14 protein-coding genes are annotated in these 14,961 nt (G+C 65.6%); 2 read left to right on the forward strand and 12 right to left on the reverse strand.

The window, feature by feature from the left end; translation table 11 throughout:
- Positions 1-7 precede the first annotated feature (7 nt).
- The 11 genes from ACNKFW_RS11060 to ACNKFW_RS11110 are packed head-to-tail and all read right to left on the reverse strand — an operon-like array spanning position 8 to position 11,859.
- Complete coding sequence (locus ACNKFW_RS11060; protein ID WP_147428686.1) at positions 8-2,056, reverse strand: 3-hydroxyacyl-CoA dehydrogenase NAD-binding domain-containing protein; 2,049 nt, start codon at positions 2,054-2,056, stop codon at positions 8-10.
- A gap of 9 nt (positions 2,057-2,065) precedes the next feature.
- Positions 2,066-2,779 carry an SDR family NAD(P)-dependent oxidoreductase gene (locus ACNKFW_RS11065; RefSeq protein ID WP_024845477.1) on the reverse strand — a complete coding sequence of 238 codons (714 nt, stop codon included), beginning with the start codon at positions 2,777-2,779 and terminating at the stop codon, positions 2,066-2,068.
- Positions 2,780-2,826: 47 nt separating this feature from the next.
- Positions 2,827-4,482: a cyclohexanecarboxylate-CoA ligase gene (gene aliA, locus ACNKFW_RS11070; protein ID WP_418025182.1), complete on the reverse strand. Its 1,656-nt coding sequence runs from the start codon at positions 4,480-4,482 to the stop codon at positions 2,827-2,829.
- A gap of 28 nt (positions 4,483-4,510) precedes the next feature.
- Positions 4,511-5,668: a cyclohexanecarboxyl-CoA dehydrogenase gene (gene aliB, locus ACNKFW_RS11075; protein ID WP_147428685.1), complete on the reverse strand. Its 1,158-nt coding sequence runs from the start codon at positions 5,666-5,668 to the stop codon at positions 4,511-4,513.
- Positions 5,669-5,676: 8 nt separating this feature from the next.
- Entirely contained in the window at positions 5,677-6,390 is a 714-nt protein-coding gene (locus ACNKFW_RS11080) for an ABC transporter ATP-binding protein (RefSeq protein ID WP_024845474.1), read from the reverse strand.
- Positions 6,390-7,136: an ABC transporter ATP-binding protein gene (locus tag ACNKFW_RS11085; RefSeq protein WP_024845473.1), complete on the reverse strand. Its 747-nt coding sequence runs from the start codon at positions 7,134-7,136 to the stop codon at positions 6,390-6,392. Before ACNKFW_RS11085 ends, ACNKFW_RS11080 begins: the two co-directional genes overlap by 1 nt.
- A complete protein-coding gene (locus tag ACNKFW_RS11090) occupies positions 7,136-8,107 on the reverse strand; it encodes a branched-chain amino acid ABC transporter permease (protein WP_028710831.1) in 972 nt (323 codons plus the stop codon). The genes ACNKFW_RS11085 and ACNKFW_RS11090 overlap by 1 nt, the downstream gene beginning before the upstream one ends.
- Positions 8,104-8,976: a branched-chain amino acid ABC transporter permease gene (locus ACNKFW_RS11095; RefSeq protein ID WP_167521706.1), complete on the reverse strand. Its 873-nt coding sequence runs from the start codon at positions 8,974-8,976 to the stop codon at positions 8,104-8,106. The genes ACNKFW_RS11090 and ACNKFW_RS11095 overlap by 4 nt, the downstream gene beginning before the upstream one ends.
- 60 nt (positions 8,977-9,036) lie before the next feature.
- Positions 9,037-10,260 carry an ABC transporter substrate-binding protein gene (locus tag ACNKFW_RS11100; protein WP_167521707.1) on the reverse strand — a complete coding sequence of 408 codons (1,224 nt, stop codon included), beginning with the start codon at positions 10,258-10,260 and terminating at the stop codon, positions 9,037-9,039.
- Between the two features lie 34 nt (positions 10,261-10,294).
- Positions 10,295-11,077, reverse strand: a complete 783-nt coding sequence (badI, locus tag ACNKFW_RS11105) for a 2-ketocyclohexanecarboxyl-CoA hydrolase (RefSeq protein ID WP_024845471.1) — start codon at positions 11,075-11,077, stop codon at positions 10,295-10,297.
- A gap of 11 nt (positions 11,078-11,088) precedes the next feature.
- A complete protein-coding gene (locus tag ACNKFW_RS11110; RefSeq protein ID WP_208852054.1) occupies positions 11,089-11,859 on the reverse strand; it encodes an SDR family NAD(P)-dependent oxidoreductase in 771 nt (256 codons plus the stop codon).
- A gap of 295 nt (positions 11,860-12,154) precedes the next feature.
- Here ACNKFW_RS11110 and ACNKFW_RS11115 point away from each other — a divergent pair, with 295 nt between their 5' ends.
- Positions 12,155-12,580: a MarR family winged helix-turn-helix transcriptional regulator gene (locus ACNKFW_RS11115; RefSeq protein ID WP_244314469.1), complete on the forward strand. Its 426-nt coding sequence runs from the start codon at positions 12,155-12,157 to the stop codon at positions 12,578-12,580.
- Between the two features lie 18 nt (positions 12,581-12,598).
- Here the strand turns inward: ACNKFW_RS11115 and ACNKFW_RS11120 are convergent, their stop codons facing one another.
- On the reverse strand, positions 12,599-13,765 hold the full coding sequence (locus ACNKFW_RS11120) for an acyl-CoA dehydrogenase family protein (RefSeq protein ID WP_147428682.1): 1,167 nt from the start codon (positions 13,763-13,765) through the stop codon (positions 12,599-12,601).
- Between the two features lie 166 nt (positions 13,766-13,931).
- Here ACNKFW_RS11120 and ACNKFW_RS11125 point away from each other — a divergent pair, with 166 nt between their 5' ends.
- Positions 13,932-14,954: a zinc-binding dehydrogenase gene (locus tag ACNKFW_RS11125; RefSeq protein ID WP_147428681.1), complete on the forward strand. Its 1,023-nt coding sequence runs from the start codon at positions 13,932-13,934 to the stop codon at positions 14,952-14,954.
- Positions 14,955-14,961: the final 7 nt, after the last annotated feature.

A 14,961-nucleotide genomic window follows, 5' to 3' on the forward strand; every position in this document is an offset into this window, starting at 1 on the left:
CGGATCCTCACAATTCTTCGGGGGTCTTGCCTTCGGCCGCGGCGCGGGCCAGCAGGTCGGGAACGCTCCAGGACAGTGGGTCTTCGGCGGCATAACCTTCGATCCGCCGCAGGATTTCAGACAGGCCGACGCGGCCCGCCCAATGCATCGGCCCGCCGCGCCAGCGCGGAAAGCCGTAGCCGTGGATCATCACGAGGTCGATGTCGGCCGCGCGTTCAGCAATCCGTTCGCCAAGGATACGGAAGCCCTCCTCGACCATCGCGGCAGTCGCACGGGCCACGATCTCCGCGTCGGTGAATCGACGCCGTACAATCCCCGCCCGCGCGCTTTCCTCCACCACGATCCCGTCGATCAGCGCCGAGGATACGGCCTTGCCGCCCGTATGGTCATACCAGCCGGCGCCGGTCTTGCGGCCCAGGCGGCCGGTCTCCTCGACGATGCGGTCGGCGATGGGGATGTAGCGAAAGCCCGGCATGGTCTTCCAGCCCAGCCGCTTGCGGTTGGCATAGGCGATGTCCAGCCCCGACAGGTCCTGCACCTCGTAAGGCCCCATCGCCAGGCCGAAGCCGCGCATCGCTGCGTCGATCTGCGCCGGCAGCGCGCCCTCGATCAGCATCACGTCGCAGCACTGGCGATAACGGGTCAGGATGCGGTTGCCGATGAAGCCGTCGCAGACCCCGGCCAGCACCGGAATCTTCCTCAGCCGCGCCGCGAGCCGCAGGGCGGTGACAAGGGTTTCCGGCCCGGTGTCCCGCGCCCGGATCACCTCGACCAGCTTCATCACATGCGCCGGGCTGAAGAAATGCAGGCCGAGGAAGCGCGTGGGATTGCGCAGCCCCTCGGTGATCCGGTCAGGGTCCAGATACGAGGTATTGGTTGCCAGGATCGCGGTTTCCGGCAGGGCCGCATCCAGCGCGGCAAAAACCTGCCGTTTGATCGACAGATCCTCGAACACGGCCTCGATGGCAATGTCCACCGGGGGCAGATCGTCATAACCGGCGCGGAAGGTGAACAGCCGCTCCATGTCCGAAGCGGCCCGTTCCGCACTGGCCTTGCCACGCTTGACCGCATCGTCGAACAACCGCGCGATATTGGCACGGGCGCGTTCCACAGCGGCGGCGTCGGTCTCAACCAGCGTGACGGTGACGCCAATACCGGCCAGGGCATAGGCAATGCCCGCGCCCATCGTGCCGCCGCCCACAACCACGGCCGAACGGACATCCGCCCCCTGGGCCTTGCCCTGCCCCATTGCGGCGCGTTCGGCAAAGAAGACATAGCGCAAGGCAGCGGCCTGATCGCCGGTCTTCAGATCCAGAAAGTTCTGGCGTTCCAGCGCCAGCCCCTCGGCCAAGGACAGGCGCACGGCAGCTTCGATCAGGTCGATGGCCCTTTGCGGGGCGATCTGCTGCGGGCTGCGCCGGGCGGCCTGCTTTCGGGCAGCCTCGATGGCGACGGGATCGCAGGCGGGCGCGGGCCGCGCGCCGGTCGCGGGACGATCCGGCAGGGCCAATATCCGCGCCGCGGCCACAGGATCGTCGGTCATGGCATCGACGAGGCCGATCCGCAGCGCCTCGGCCGCACCGATCACCCGGCCCTCGGGGATCAGCGACAGCGCCTGCTCCAGCCCGACCAGCCGCGGCAACCGCTGCGTGCCGCCTGCGCCGGGGACCACGCCCAGCGTCACCTCGGGCAGGCCCAGGGTCGCGCGGGGCGCCGCCACCCGCGCGGCGCAGGCCAGCGCCAGTTCCAGCCCGCCACCCAGTGCCGCGCCGTTGATCGCGGCCACGACCGGCACCGGGAAGCTCTCGATCCGGTTTGCGATATCGGGCAGATGCGGTGGCCGCGGCGGGGCCGAGAACTCTTTCGCATCCGCCCCGGCGACAAAGGTTTTTCCCGCGCCGGTCAGCACCACGCGCGCGACGCCGGCGGCTTCCGCCCGGTCCAGCGCCATCATCAGCCCCGCGCGCACCGCGCGCGAGGCGACGTTCACCGGCGGGTTGTCGATGGTGATCAGTGCGATATCGTCGGCAAGGGAAAGGTGAACCGCGTCGCTCATGTCTGCCTTTCAGAGATGCGGGTGGATGCCGCCGGAGACGGCCATGATTTCGCCGGTGACAAAGCGGGCCGCGTCCGAGGCGAAGAAGGCCACCGCTTCGGCGATTTCCTCGGGTTCGGCCATGCGGCGATTGAAGGCCAGCGCGGTCAGCCGCGCCGCCTCGGCCTCGGGCATGTTCTGCGTGACCGAGGTGCGGGTCAGCCCCGGCGCGACGGCGTTGACGGTCACGGCGGGGGCCAGTTCGGCCGCAAGGCTGCGTGTCAGCGAGGCGATGGCGGCCTTGGCGGCTGCGTAATCCACCTGCCCCGCCTCGCCGCCGAACACCACCGTCGCGAAGTTGACGATCCGGCCGAACCTGCGCTCAACCATCCCCGGCGCGAAGGCCCGGATCAGGTGGAAATTGCCCATCAGGTTCAGCTCGAAGGTCGAGCGGAACTGCGCCTCGTCCATTTCCAGGAACGGAGTGTAGAGCCGGGGCGAGCGGATGCCGCCCACGGTATTGACCAGCACATCGGCGCCGCCGAAGCCTTCCTGCGCCAGGGCGCAGAACGCCTCGGCCTCAGCTGCGGCGGTAATGTCGCAACGCAACGAAACAATGCGCGCGGCAGGATATTCGGTGCCCAGAAGCGCCACGGTTTCCGCCAGCCGTGTGCCCGAGATGTCGGTCAGGGCCAGAGCCTCTGCCCCGTCCTGCAACAGCCGCCGGGCGACGGCGCGACCCATCGGGCCGCCTGCCCCTGTCAGCACGACACGCGGTCCCGCGATACGGGTCATTTCTTCATGGCCTCGTATTCGGCCCGCAGTTCGTTGCGCAGCGCAAATTTCTGGATCTTGCCCGATGCGGTCGAAGGCAGGCGGTCGCGAATTTCCAGCCGCTCGGGGAAATACTGCTTGGCCAGATGAAGGCCGGACAGGAAGTTCACCATCGCCGGGAGGTCGATGCTTTGGCCGGGCTTCGGCACGATGAAGGCGCAAGCACGCTCGCCCAGCCTTTCGTCCGGATAGGCAACGATGGCGACCTGCTGCACGGCCGGATGCTTGTAAAGCAGCGCCTCGACCTCGACGACCGGAATATTCTCGGCGCCCCTGATGATCACGTCCTTGGAACGGCCGCAGATCCGGATATAGCCCTGCTCATCCATGCGCGCGATGTCGCCGGTATCGAACCAGCCCTCGGCATCGGTAGCGTTCCATTGCGGACGCTTGAGATAACCGGCGAAGTTCGAACAGCCGCGCACGAACAGTTCTCCCTCCTGCCCCGGGCCCAGCGGCATGCCGTCGGGGTCGCGGATCTGCAGCTCCATCCCCGGCAGGGCAAAGCCGTCGGTCTGGACCGAACGCTCGTCAGGATCCTCGGGCGCGACCACCGTGACGGCGCCGTTCTCGGTCATGCCCCAGGCCGAAATGACCTTGGCGTCCAATATCCGCTGCGCCCGTTCGACCAGGGGTCCGGGGATCGCGGTGCCGGCGCAAAGGAAGATGCGCAGCGAGGAAGGATCGGTGGCACCTTCCTCGACCGCCGAGGTCAGGTCCATCAGGAAAGGGGTCGAGGCCATGGTGAAGCTGACCCGCTCGTCCTGGATCAGCCGTGCGGCAAGATCCTTGTCCCAGCTGTCCATCAGGATCATGCGGGCGCACAGCATCACCGGCATCAGGAACCCATACATGAAGCCGGTCTGGTGCGCCATCGGCGAGAACATCAGCACGGTGTCATCCGCGTCCAGATGCAGCCGGTCGGCATAGGCCACCAGGTTGGAATACATCGTGTTGGCCGTATGCATCACGCCCTTCGGCTCGCCCGTGGTGCCCGAGGTGTAGATCAGCTGGCAAACGTCGTTCGCATCGCCCCGGTCACGAGCCGAGACGGCGCGCAGATCCGCGCCCACCTCCAGCGCCGGATCCAGCAACAGCGCATCGAAGCTGTTCGGTCCATCGCCGCCGGCAACGATGACATGGCGCAGGTCGGGCAGATCGGGGCGCATGCTCTCGGCCATGGTCTCGTGGTCGAAGCCGCGAAACAGTTTCGGCACCACAAAGGCCTTGGCCTCGCCATGCTTCAGCATGAACAGCAGCTCGTGTTCGCGAAAGATCGGCATCACCGGATTGAAGACCACGCCCAGCTTGCGGCAGCCGATGTAGAGCGCGACGAGCTCCCAGCTGTTGGAAAGCTGGCAGGCCAGCACGTCGTCGCGGCCAAGGCCGAGCCTGCGCAGCCCCGCCGCCACGCGCCAGGACAGCGCGTCAAGCTCGGTCCAGGTCAGGTCGCGGCGGTCGCCGGTCGCTGTCACGATGCTGGTCAGCGCCACCGCCTGCGGCTTTTCGCGCAGACAATCCTCGAAATAGTCGAGCAGCGTCTTGCCGGGCCATAGACCCTCGGCCTCCATCCGGGCGCGGCGCGGTTCGATCAGGACGGCATCGAATTTCATGGGTTCTTCCTCCCCTTTTTCTCCCGGCTCAGCCGGTGACGGCCTTGCCGGCCCGCTCGCGGGCGATGATGTTCTTCATGATGTGCGCGGTGCCGTCGCCGATCTGCAGGCCCAGCACGTCGCGCAGCCGCTGCTCGAACGGCAATTCGTTGGAATAGGCGGCATGGCCATGGATCAGCAGGCAGGCATGGATCGCCTCGTAGGCCAGCAGCGGCGGCCACCATTTCGCCATCGCAGCCTCCGCCACATGCGGCAGACCGTTGTCCTTGAGCCACAGCGCGTTCAGCGACAGCAACCGCGCCGCCTCGACCTTGGTGTCGAAATCGGCAAGCTGGTGGGTGATGCCTTGGAAGGCGGCCAGCGGTTTGTCGAAAGCCCTGCGCCCGCCGATATAGTCCCAGGTCTCGTCCAGCGATTGCCGCGCGGTGCCCAGGCATTGCAGCCCGATCAGCGAACGCGAGAAGTCGAAGCCCTGCATGACCTGGACGAAGCCCTTGCCCTCCTCTCCCAGCAGGTGATCGGCGGGCACGCGCACGTTGTCGAAGAAGATCGAGCCGCGGCCGATGGCGTGCTGGCCCAGGTCGGTGAAGCGGGTGGTGGAAATGCCGGGCGTGTCCATCGGCACGAAGACGGCGGAAATGCCGCGCGCCCTGTCCTCGGGCCTGCCGGTGCGGGCAAAGACCACCGCGCCTTTCGCCTGATCGGCGCAGGAGATCGAGGTCTTTTCGCCGTTGATCACATAATGGTCGCCGTCGCGTTCCATCCGCAAGCCCAGGTTCGCGGCATCCGAACCACCACGCGGCTCGGTCAGGGCGATGGCGACGATCAACTCGCCCCCGATCAATTTGGGCAACCATTCGCGCTTGATCTCGGGATTGGCGAAATTCGCGAGGATCTGCCCGTTCAGCGAGGCGAGGATGTTGACATAGCCCATGTTGAAATCGCCCCGGGCGATTTCCTCGATGATGACGCCGGAATAGATGGCGCCGGAGCCGAGGCCGCCGAATTCCTCGGGCAGTTCCGGCGCGATCAGGCCAAGGCCGCCCATCTCGCGCAGAAGATCGGGGCCGAAGCCGCCCGCCTTCTCACGCGCCTGATAGCCGGGGGCCAGTTTCTCGGCGGCGAACTTGCGGGCGAGGTCGCGCAGTGCGTTCAGTTCCTCGGTGTCGAAGATGGTGGGATACATGGGCTGCCTCATTGAACCATCAGATATTTGCGGGTGATTTCCGGGTCGGCATAGAAGCCGTCCACGCTGCCGTTCCAGACCATCATGCCCCGGTCGATGACATAGACCCGGTCGGCGCAGCGACGGATCGTGTTCAGCGCCTGTTCGGACACGATCATCGACACCCCCTCGCGTTTCAGCGCGACGATGGCGTCGACCACCTCCTCGGCGATCTTGGGCGCCAGCCCCTCATGCGGCTCGTCGAGCAGCAGAAGCTTCGGGCAGGTCAGCAGCGACCGGGCGATGGACAGCATCTGCTGCTCGCCCCCGCTCATCACCCCTGCCTTGCGGTGACGATAGTCGTGCAATTGCGGGAACAGGCGGAACACCTCGTCCACCGTCCAGCGGCGGCGGCCGGCGGCGGCGGCGACCGGCCGCGGCACGTTCAGGTTTTCCAGTACCGAAAGCGAGGCGAAGACGCGCCGGTCCTCGGGCACATAGCCCACGCCGCGGCGGATCACCTCATGCGGGCGCATCCCGGCCAGCGGGGCACCGTCGAAGACGATCTCGCCCCCCGTCACGGCAATCTGGTCACGGACGATGGACTTCATCGTCGAGGATTTGCCGACCCCGTTCCGCCCGATCAGGCAGACCACCTCGCCAGGCGCGACCTCCAGGTCGATCCCGTGCAGAACCTCGGCCTTGCCATAGGCGGCGTGCAGGTCTGAAATGCGCAGCATCATCAGTGCCCCCCTCCCAGATAGACGGCCTGCACCTCGTCATTGGCCTTGATGTCCTCGGGGCTGCCCTGGGCCAGGATCGCGCCGCGCACCATGACGGTGACGCGCCGGGCGATCTTCATCACCACGTCGATGTCGTGTTCGACGAAGATCAGCGTCTTGCCGGTGGCATCGACCCGTTCGGCCACCATCTCCATCAGGAAGTGGCGTTCCTTGATCGACATGCCGGCGGTGGGCTCGTCCAGCAGCAGCAGGTCCGGGTCAGCGGCCAGCGCCATGCCGAATTCCAGCCGCTTGCGGTCGCCGAGGCTCAAGTCCGCGACCGTATCCCGCGACCGTTCGGCCAGGCCCACGGTTTCCAGCATGGCGTGGGCACGGTCGATCTTTTCGGCATAGACCCGGCCCGAGAGCGAGGCCCATTTGCCCGAAGCGATGACGTAAGCCGCCATCATGTTTTCCAGCACCGACATGTGCAGAAAGGCGCGGCTGATCTGGAAAGTGCGGCCGATCCCCCTTTTGGCCAGCCGCGCCGGCGGCAGCGCCAGGATGTTCTCGCCCTTGAAGATCATCTCGCCCTCCACCCCCGGCAGTTGCCCGGCGATGCAGGCGATGAAGGTGGATTTCCCCGCCCCGTTCGGGCCGATCAGGGCGTGGCGTTCACCCCTGGGGATGTCGAAGGAGATGTCCTTCAGCGCGATGAAGGCACCATAGGCCTTGCGGATGTGGCGGGCGGAGAGGATCGGCTGCATCAGCGGATCCCCCCGAGCATCGCCCGCAGCCGGGCCGAGACACCGGCGAAGCCGGCCGGGGCCACCAGGCAGATCGCCAGCAGGATCAGGCCCAGCACCAGTTCCCATTCGTGGATCACCTTCGAGACGAAGGTGGCCAGCAATTCGTAGATGATGCCGCCCCAGATACCGCCGGCAAAGCTGTTCAAGCCGCCGATGACGACCATGATCAGCCCGTCCAGCGTGATGCCCAGACCGGCATAGTCGGGGAAGGCCGCGCCATGCAGCACCGAATAAAGCGTGCCCGCGACCCCGGCGAAAAAGGCGGCGATGACGAAGGCCACCAGCTGCACCCGCCGCGCACCCAGGCCAAGCGCCTCGGCCCGGTAGCGATCCTGCCCCACGGCGCGGATCGACAGGCCGAGCGGGGATTTCACGATCCCCCACAGCGCCAGCAGGCAGAGCGTGACCACCGCCAGCACCGCCGTCGCATAGCCCTTTTCGGAAAGGCCAAAGCGCGGGATCATGAAACCGGTGATGCCGGTATCGCCGCCGGTGAAGTCATACCACTGGAACAGCACGGTATAGGTGATCTGCGCGCAGGCCAGCGTCAGCATCGCGAAATAGATCTGCGTCAGCCGCACGCAGAGCGCGCCGAAGACCAGCCCGCCAAGTGCCGCGGCCAGCGGGCCGATAGCCAGCGCCAGTTCCGGCGGCACCCCGCCCCGCACAACGGCCAGGGTGAAGCCATAGGCGCCAAGGCCGAAATAGGCGGCATGGCCGAAGCTGACCATGTGGCCGAAGCTCATCAGCAGGTTCAGCGACGAGGCGAACAGCGCCATGATCATGATCTCGGTCATCATGGTCGAGGTCGAGGTCGACGCCATCCAGTTGATCGCCAGGACCGCGGCCAGCGCCGGGACCACGAATTGCCAGCTGACGGTGGCACGGGCCACCCTGGCCCAGAGGGTTTTCAGATCCTGCGCGGTCATCGTGCCGGGCCTCCCTGACGGCCCATCGAGCGGGCGATGAGAACGGCGGCCATGATCAGGAAGATCAGGACCATCGACAGGCGGGGGAAATACATCACCCCGATCGCCTTGGTGACGCCGACCACCAACGCACCGGCCAAAGCGCCGTACAGGTTGCCCAGCCCCCCGATCACGCAGACGATGAAGGCCGAGACGATGATGGTGGTGTCGAGCAGGTAATTCACCTCGCCATAGGGCGCGCTCAGCCCCCCGGCCAGACCGGCAAGAAACGCCCCGGCGGCAAAGACCGCGGTGAAGATCAGCTTCTCGTTCACGCCCAGAAGCGCGACCATGCCGCGGTCATCGGTGCCGGCGCGCAGAAGGATGCCCGCCCGGGTGAAGTAGATCACCCAGATCATCGCCAGCACCACGATGAGCCCGGCGGCAAAGATCGCGATGGGGAACAGCGGGAAATAGGTGTCGCCCACCACCAGCGCCCCCATCAGCGCATCGGGCATCTGCACCGAGACGCTGTTCGCGCCCCAGGTCATGCGCACCAGGTCGCGGATGATCAGCACCAGCGCCACGGTGACGATCAGCTGCAGGATACCATCCTTGCCGTAGATGCGGCGCAGCACAGTCGTCTCGAACAAGACGCCCAGGGCCGAGACGGCCGCCGCCGAAGCCGCCACGGCGACGAAAAACCCCCAGAGCGTGCCCGGCGCGATCAACGGCACCAGCTCATAGGTCAGGAACGCGCCCAGCATGTAGAAAGAGCCATGGGCGAAGTTGATGATGCGGGTGACGCCGAAGATCAGCGTCAGGCCCGAGGCGATCAGGAAAAGCGTCATGCCTTCCATGAGCCCATTGACGAGCTGGATCAGAACCATCTGGATTTCCTCTGGCTGGTCCCGGCGGATCATCCCGCCGGGACGGGTTCGCAGAGTGGCCTACCTGGCAGCTCCACGGGCCTGGAGGATCAGATCCTCGGCAGGCATCAGCGGCGCGCCCTCGAACTTTTCCACCTCGGTCAGGATCGGGAAATCGTAGCCCTCGACCTTGGCCGCCTTGCCGACATAGACCGGCGCGTTCATCTGGCCGTCCAGCGCGCGGATAGTCAGGCCCTTTTCGCGCAGCCCGTCGAAGCTGACCTGCGGCAGCGCGGCGATGATCGCATCGGCTTCGACGGTGCCGGCCTTTTCGGCCACGGCGGCATAGAAATGCAGCCCGTCATAGGCATTGATCGCCCAGTCGGTCGGATATTCGCCATAGGCGGCGCGATAGGTCTCGATGAAGGCGGTTACCTCTGGCGACTGTTCCAGCGCAAAGAACGGTGCGCGGGCGATGCCATAGACGTTGTCGGCGGGCATCGAGGCGCCTTGCGATTGCAACGTGTCCACCGTCATCAGCGTCACGAGATTGGTCTTCTGGAAAAAGCCGAACCCCTGCCCCTGCTTCAGCGTCGCGCCCAGCGAGGGACCGAACAGCGGGGCGAAGACCGCATCGGGCTGCTGCGCCAGCGTGGCGGTGATATAGGGCGCCATCGCGGTCTCGCCGACCTTGGCATAGATCGGATCGGCAAAGGCGATATCGGGGCGCAGCTCCTTCAGTCGCTCGGTGAAGGCCGCGACCGAGGTATGGCCCCATTCGTAGTCGGAACCAAGCGCCGAGATCTTCTTCCATTCGGGCTTCTTCGCCACATATTCGGCCGCAGCATAGGCCTCCATCGTGGCATTGGCCTGCACCTGCCAGAAATAAGGCTGGTAGAGTTCGATATTGGCCCGCTGGGTCGAGCCGATGGCGGCATAGAACGGCACTTTCAACTCGGCCGAGACCGCGCTTTCCGCCAGCATCACCGCTGAAGAACAGACACCGGTCAACACGTCGATCCTGTCCTTGGTGATCAGGTCGCGCGCGACCTTGGCGCCCTCGTCGGGCTTGGTCTGGGTGTCGCGCACAATCAGTTCGACCGGACGGCCCAGGATGCCGCCAGCCGCGTTGATCTCCTCGGCGGCGATCTTCGCGCCGTTCAGCCCGTCCTCGGACAGGGCAGCGCAGGCCCCGGTAAGGTCGGCGGCAAAGCCGACCTTGACCGGCCCGTCCTGCGCCCCGGCAGATGTGGCCAGGGCTGCCAGCACCGCAGCGACAACGGTTTTCTTGTTCTTCTCAAGCATGAACTCCTCCCCAAGTTGCTTGATAACCATTTATTTATCTTGAGAATTTTCGGAAATCTGGCTTGCGCTTCTCCTTGAACGCAATGCCGCCTTCCTTGCTTTCTTCGGTGTCGTAGTAGAGGCTGAGCGCATACATCCCGAGCCCTGCAATGCCGCGCTGATGCTCGGTGTCGATGTTGAAGCTGCGCTTGGCGATGGCGATGGCGGTGGGCGATTTCTCCATGATCTCGGCGCACCAGCGGTCCACCTCGGCGTCCAGCTGGTCATCGGGGACAACCGTGTTCACCAGGCCCATCGCCAGAGCCTCGGCCGCCTTGTAGCGACGACACATGTACCAGATCTCGCGCGCCTTCTTCTCGCCCACCACGCGGGCCAGGAAGGCGGTGCCGAAACCGGGATCGACCGAGCCGACCTTGGGTCCGACCTGGCCGAACTGCGCGCTTTCCGCCGCGATGGTGAAATCGCAGATCGTGCACAGCACGTTGCCGCCGCCCACGGCAAAGCCGCGCACCTTGGCGATCACCGGCTTGGGCACGTCGCGGATGATGGAATGCAGATCCTCCATCGGCAGGCCGATGGTGCCGCGCCCGTCATACTGCCCCTCATGGGCGGATTGATCGCCGCCGGTGCAGAAAGCCCGCTCCCCGGCGCCGGTCAGCACGATAACCCCGATGGACTTGTCCCAGCCGGCCTTGTTGAAGGCGTGGATCAGTTCCTCGCAGGTCTGGCCGCGAAAGGCGTTCATCCTGTCGGGGCGGTTGATGGTGATGGTGGCGACGCCGTCCTTCACCTCATAGATGATGTCTTCATAGGTCATGGCTTTCCCTTTCATCCGTGCATGGTCAGGCCGCCCGAGACCGAGATCACCTGACCGGTGATGAAGGCCGCGTCGTCGCTGGACAGAAACAGGATCGCGCCTGGCAGATCTTCGGGCTTGCCCAGCCGCCCCAGCGGGACAGCCTTGGCAAATGCCACGCGCAGCTTTTCCTTGTCGCCGGCCGCTTCCATGAAGTTTTCCAGCATCCCGGTTTCGGTCACGCCCGGACAGACGGTGTTGAAGGTGATGCCGTGGCGGGAATGTTCGCGCGCCAGGGTCTTCATGAAGGCGATGACCCCCGCCTTGCAGGCGCCATAGACGGATTCCCCCGACGAACCGCCCCGGCCGGCGTCCGATCCGATCGACACGATGCGTCCGCCGGCACCGCGAGCAACCATCGATTCCAGCACCGGCTTGGTGATGTTCAGCACCGTGCGCAGGTTGATATCGATGATCTTGTTCCAAAAATCCGGGCCGGATTTCAGGAACGGCGTAAACAGATCCCAACCTGCATTGTTCACCAGCACATCGATGGGGCCGAACTCGGCCTCGACCCGGGCGACAGCGGCGGCGGAGGCATCGTAATCGATCAGGTTCACCACCATCGCAGTAGCCTCGCCTCCAACCGCGCGGATCGCTTCGACGACCTGACCGGCCGCCTCGGCACCGACATCGGCCACGACGACCCGGGCCCCCTCCTCGGCGAAGCGCAGGCAGGTGGCCGAACCGATGCCACCACCGCCGCCAGTTACGACAACTACTTTCCCTTTCAGGCCACGCAAAGCGATCTCCTTCCTGACTTCAGGCCACAGGGTCTCGGCCAGAGAAATCGCATTTTCTTGCGATATTTCTGTTGAATTGCCTTGTCCGAATCCCTGGACGGCCTCCCTGGCAGCATCCTGCAGCAGTCGCAAATTTATGTCAATATATTTACTTTATTTTACCGCATCGGCACGGCTTGACCTTGGCCCCGACTGCGGCCAGATTGGCGGCATGGCGAAAAGTGGCAGGAAAATCGGGAATCTGGGATCGGGGCTGAGCAATCGGCTCTTTTTCCGCCTCTACCAATGCGCCAACATGTTGCACAAGACCGGCACCCGGGCGCTGGACGAGCACCACGTCACCACGCAGCAATGGGCGGTGCTGGGGGCGCTGACCCGCCCCGCCTTCGAGAACGGCGTCCCGGTGGGCGATCTGGCGGCCTTCCTGCTGGTCAGCCGGCAGAACCTGACCGGTGTGCTGACGCGGCTGGAGGCGATGGATTACATCGAGCGCGCGGTGGACCAAAACGACAACCGCTCGCGCCTGATCCGCCTGACCGACAAGGGCCGCAGCCTGTGGGACGAGGACATGCGGCCGGTGATCTCGGATTACTACGACAAGGCGCTGCGCGGCTTCTCGACCGAGGATCGGATCCACATGATCCATTACCTCGACAAGATGCTGCGCAATTTCAAGGATATCGACACGGAGGCCGGGCCGGACAGGAAGGCGGCGGAATAGCCCGCCGCCCCGGCCACGCTAGAGACCGGCCCGCGCCCGCGCCTCTGCCGCCATCGCCTTGGCGATGATGATCTGCTGGATCTGCGTCGTGCCCTCGTAGATGCGGAACAGCCGCGCGTCACGATAGAGCTGCTCGGCCCGGTATTCGCGGATATAGCCATTGCCGCCATGCACCTGCACGTTGCGGTCGGCGATCCGGCCCACCGCCTCCGAGGCGAACATCTTGGCGCAGGAGGCCTCGACCCCGACATCCCGGCCATCGTCGCGCTTGCGCGCCGCGTCCAGCACCATGCAGCGTGCCGCATAGGCATCGGCGCGGGAATCGGCGAACATCGCCTGCAGCAGCTGGAAATCCGCCAGCGGCCGGCCGAACTGCCGGCGCGCGACGGCATAGTCCAGCATGTCGTCGATGATCCGCTCGGCCAGGCCGACACAGGCCGCCGCGATATGCAGCCGCCCCTTGTCCAGCACCTTCATCGCCGTCTTGAACCCCTGCCCCTCGACCCCGCCGATCAACGCCGAGACCGGCACGCGGCAATCGTCCAGGATCACGTCGCAGACATGGGCGCCCTGCTGGCCCATCTTCTTTTCCGGCTTGCCCAGGGACAGGCCGGGCGTGTCACGCTCGACCGCAAAGGCCGAGACGCCGGCAGCGCCCTTCTGCCCGGGATCGGTGCGCGCCATGACGGTGAACAGCCCGGCGTGGGGGGCGTTGGTGATGAAACGCTTGGTGCCGTTCAGCACATAGAAGTCGCCGTCCCTCCGGGCCGTCGCCTTGACCGAACCGGCGTCCGAGCCGACATCCGGCTCGGTCAGCGCGAACGAGCCGATCAACTCGCCCGAGGCCAGCCGCGGCAGGTATTTCGCCTTCTGCTCGGGCGTGCCGTCAATGGCGATGCCCTGCATGCCGATGCCGACATTGGTCGCGAACATCGAGCGGAAGGCCGGCGCGGCGCGGCCGAGCTCGAAGATGGCCATGACCTCCTCCTCCATGGTCAGGCCCAGCCCGCCGTATTCCTCGGGTGCGGTCAGCCCGAACAGGCCCAGCTCACGCATGCCGGCAACGATCCGCTCGGGAATGGCGTCGGTTTCGGCAACCTCGGCCTCGGCCGGGATCAGCTGCTCGTCCACGAAGCGGCGCAAGGTCGCGCAAAGCTGCGCGAGCGTATCGGGATCCATCGCCATCTCATCCTCCGCATTTATGACAATATATTTATATATAATCTCATGGAGAACATCCATCAAGCCAGAATTTATAAGCATTAGCTGTCAAAGTTTGTGGCGCCATATGCAACCTATTGCCATATTATGACAATGCATTTACCTTTCCGCCAGAGAGGGAGGAATCTGCATGAAAGCTATCGTTCTGCATAAGCGGGGTCTCGACGGGGTCAGCCTGGACGACCTGCCGGCCCCGGATTGTCCGCAAGGCTGGGCGCGGGTGCGCATGGTCGCGGCCTCGGTCAATCGGGTCGATCTCTACATGCGCGACAATGGTGCCGGCATCACCCACGACCTTCCGCTGATCATGGGCGTGGATGGCGTGGGCGAGGTGATCGAGGCGCCGGGCGATTCCGGGCTGGCGTCGGGGGACCGGGTCATCCTCTATCCCTACGAGTTCTGCGGCGCCTGTCGGCCCTGCCTTGCCGGGGACCAGCCGCTTTGCCATTCCGCCCGCATCCTGGGCGAGCATCGCCACGGCACCTTCGCCGAACAGGTGGTCCTGCCGGCACGGTCGCTGGTCAGGCTGTCGCCTCATGCCGACATGGACCAGGCGGCGGTGCTGGGCGTGGCCTATCTTACCGCCTGGCGCATGGTCTTCGGCCAGATGCCGGCTGCGCCCGGCCGGACCGTTCTGGTGCAAGGCGCGGGCGGCGGCGTCGCATATGCGGCGATGCAACTGGCGCGCATGGCGGGCGCGCAGGTGATCGTCACCACCACCGGCGACGATAAGCTGGCGCATTTCCGCAATCTCGGGATCGAGGCCATCGACTACCGCGGCCAGGATGTGCCGAAGGCGGTGTTGCGCCTGACGGGTGGCGAAGGCGCCGATCTGGTCATCGACAATGTCGGCGAAAGAACCTGGGCCGCCTCGCTGCGCAGCCTGGCGCGCGGCGGCCATCTGGTGACCTGCGGGGCCACAACGGGGGCGCATCCGTCGGCCGACATCCAGCGGCTTTTCGTGCGGCAGCTGTCGGTCCACGGCTCGACCATGGGCTCGTTGGAGGAGTTCCGCCGGCTGATCCGCGCCTGGGAGGCAGGAGGTTTCGTTCCGCTGATCGACCGCGCCTTTCCGTTGGCCGAGATGTCGGCGGCCTTCGACCACCTCGAAGACCCCGCCCGCATGGGCAAGATCCTTGTTCACATCGCGTGAGGCAGTC

Origin of the sequence: Paracoccus sp. TD-10 (assembly GCF_048270675.1) — a bacterium.
Lineage (GTDB): Bacteria > Pseudomonadota > Alphaproteobacteria > Rhodobacterales > Rhodobacteraceae > Paracoccus > Paracoccus pantotrophus.

Coding starts and splice junctions, on each gene's coding strand:
- ACNKFW_RS11060 (WP_147428686.1), bottom strand. CDS start 2,056: ATGAGCGACGCGGTTCACCTTTCCCTTGCCGACGATATCGCACTGATC.
- ACNKFW_RS11065 (WP_024845477.1), bottom strand. CDS start 2,779: ATGGGTCGCGCCGTCGCCCGGCGGCTGTTGCAGGACGGGGCAGAGGCT.
- aliA (WP_418025182.1), bottom strand. CDS start 4,482: ATGAAATTCGATGCCGTCCTGATCGAACCGCGCCGCGCCCGGATGGAG.
- aliB (WP_147428685.1), bottom strand. CDS start 5,668: ATGTATCCCACCATCTTCGACACCGAGGAACTGAACGCACTGCGCGAC.
- ACNKFW_RS11080 (WP_024845474.1), bottom strand. CDS start 6,390: ATGATGCTGCGCATTTCAGACCTGCACGCCGCCTATGGCAAGGCCGAG.
- ACNKFW_RS11085 (WP_024845473.1), bottom strand. CDS start 7,136: ATGCAGCCGATCCTCTCCGCCCGCCACATCCGCAAGGCCTATGGTGCC.
- ACNKFW_RS11090 (WP_028710831.1), bottom strand. CDS start 8,107: ATGACCGCGCAGGATCTGAAAACCCTCTGGGCCAGGGTGGCCCGTGCC.
- ACNKFW_RS11095 (WP_167521706.1), bottom strand. CDS start 8,976: ATGGTTCTGATCCAGCTCGTCAATGGGCTCATGGAAGGCATGACGCTT.
- ACNKFW_RS11100 (WP_167521707.1), bottom strand. CDS start 10,260: ATGCTTGAGAAGAACAAGAAAACCGTTGTCGCTGCGGTGCTGGCAGCC.
- badI (WP_024845471.1), bottom strand. CDS start 11,077: ATGACCTATGAAGACATCATCTATGAGGTGAAGGACGGCGTCGCCACC.
- ACNKFW_RS11115 (WP_244314469.1), top strand. CDS start 12,155: ATGTTGCACAAGACCGGCACCCGGGCGCTGGACGAGCACCACGTCACC.
- ACNKFW_RS11120 (WP_147428682.1), bottom strand. CDS start 13,765: ATGGCGATGGATCCCGATACGCTCGCGCAGCTTTGCGCGACCTTGCGC.
- ACNKFW_RS11125 (WP_147428681.1), top strand. CDS start 13,932: ATGAAAGCTATCGTTCTGCATAAGCGGGGTCTCGACGGGGTCAGCCTG.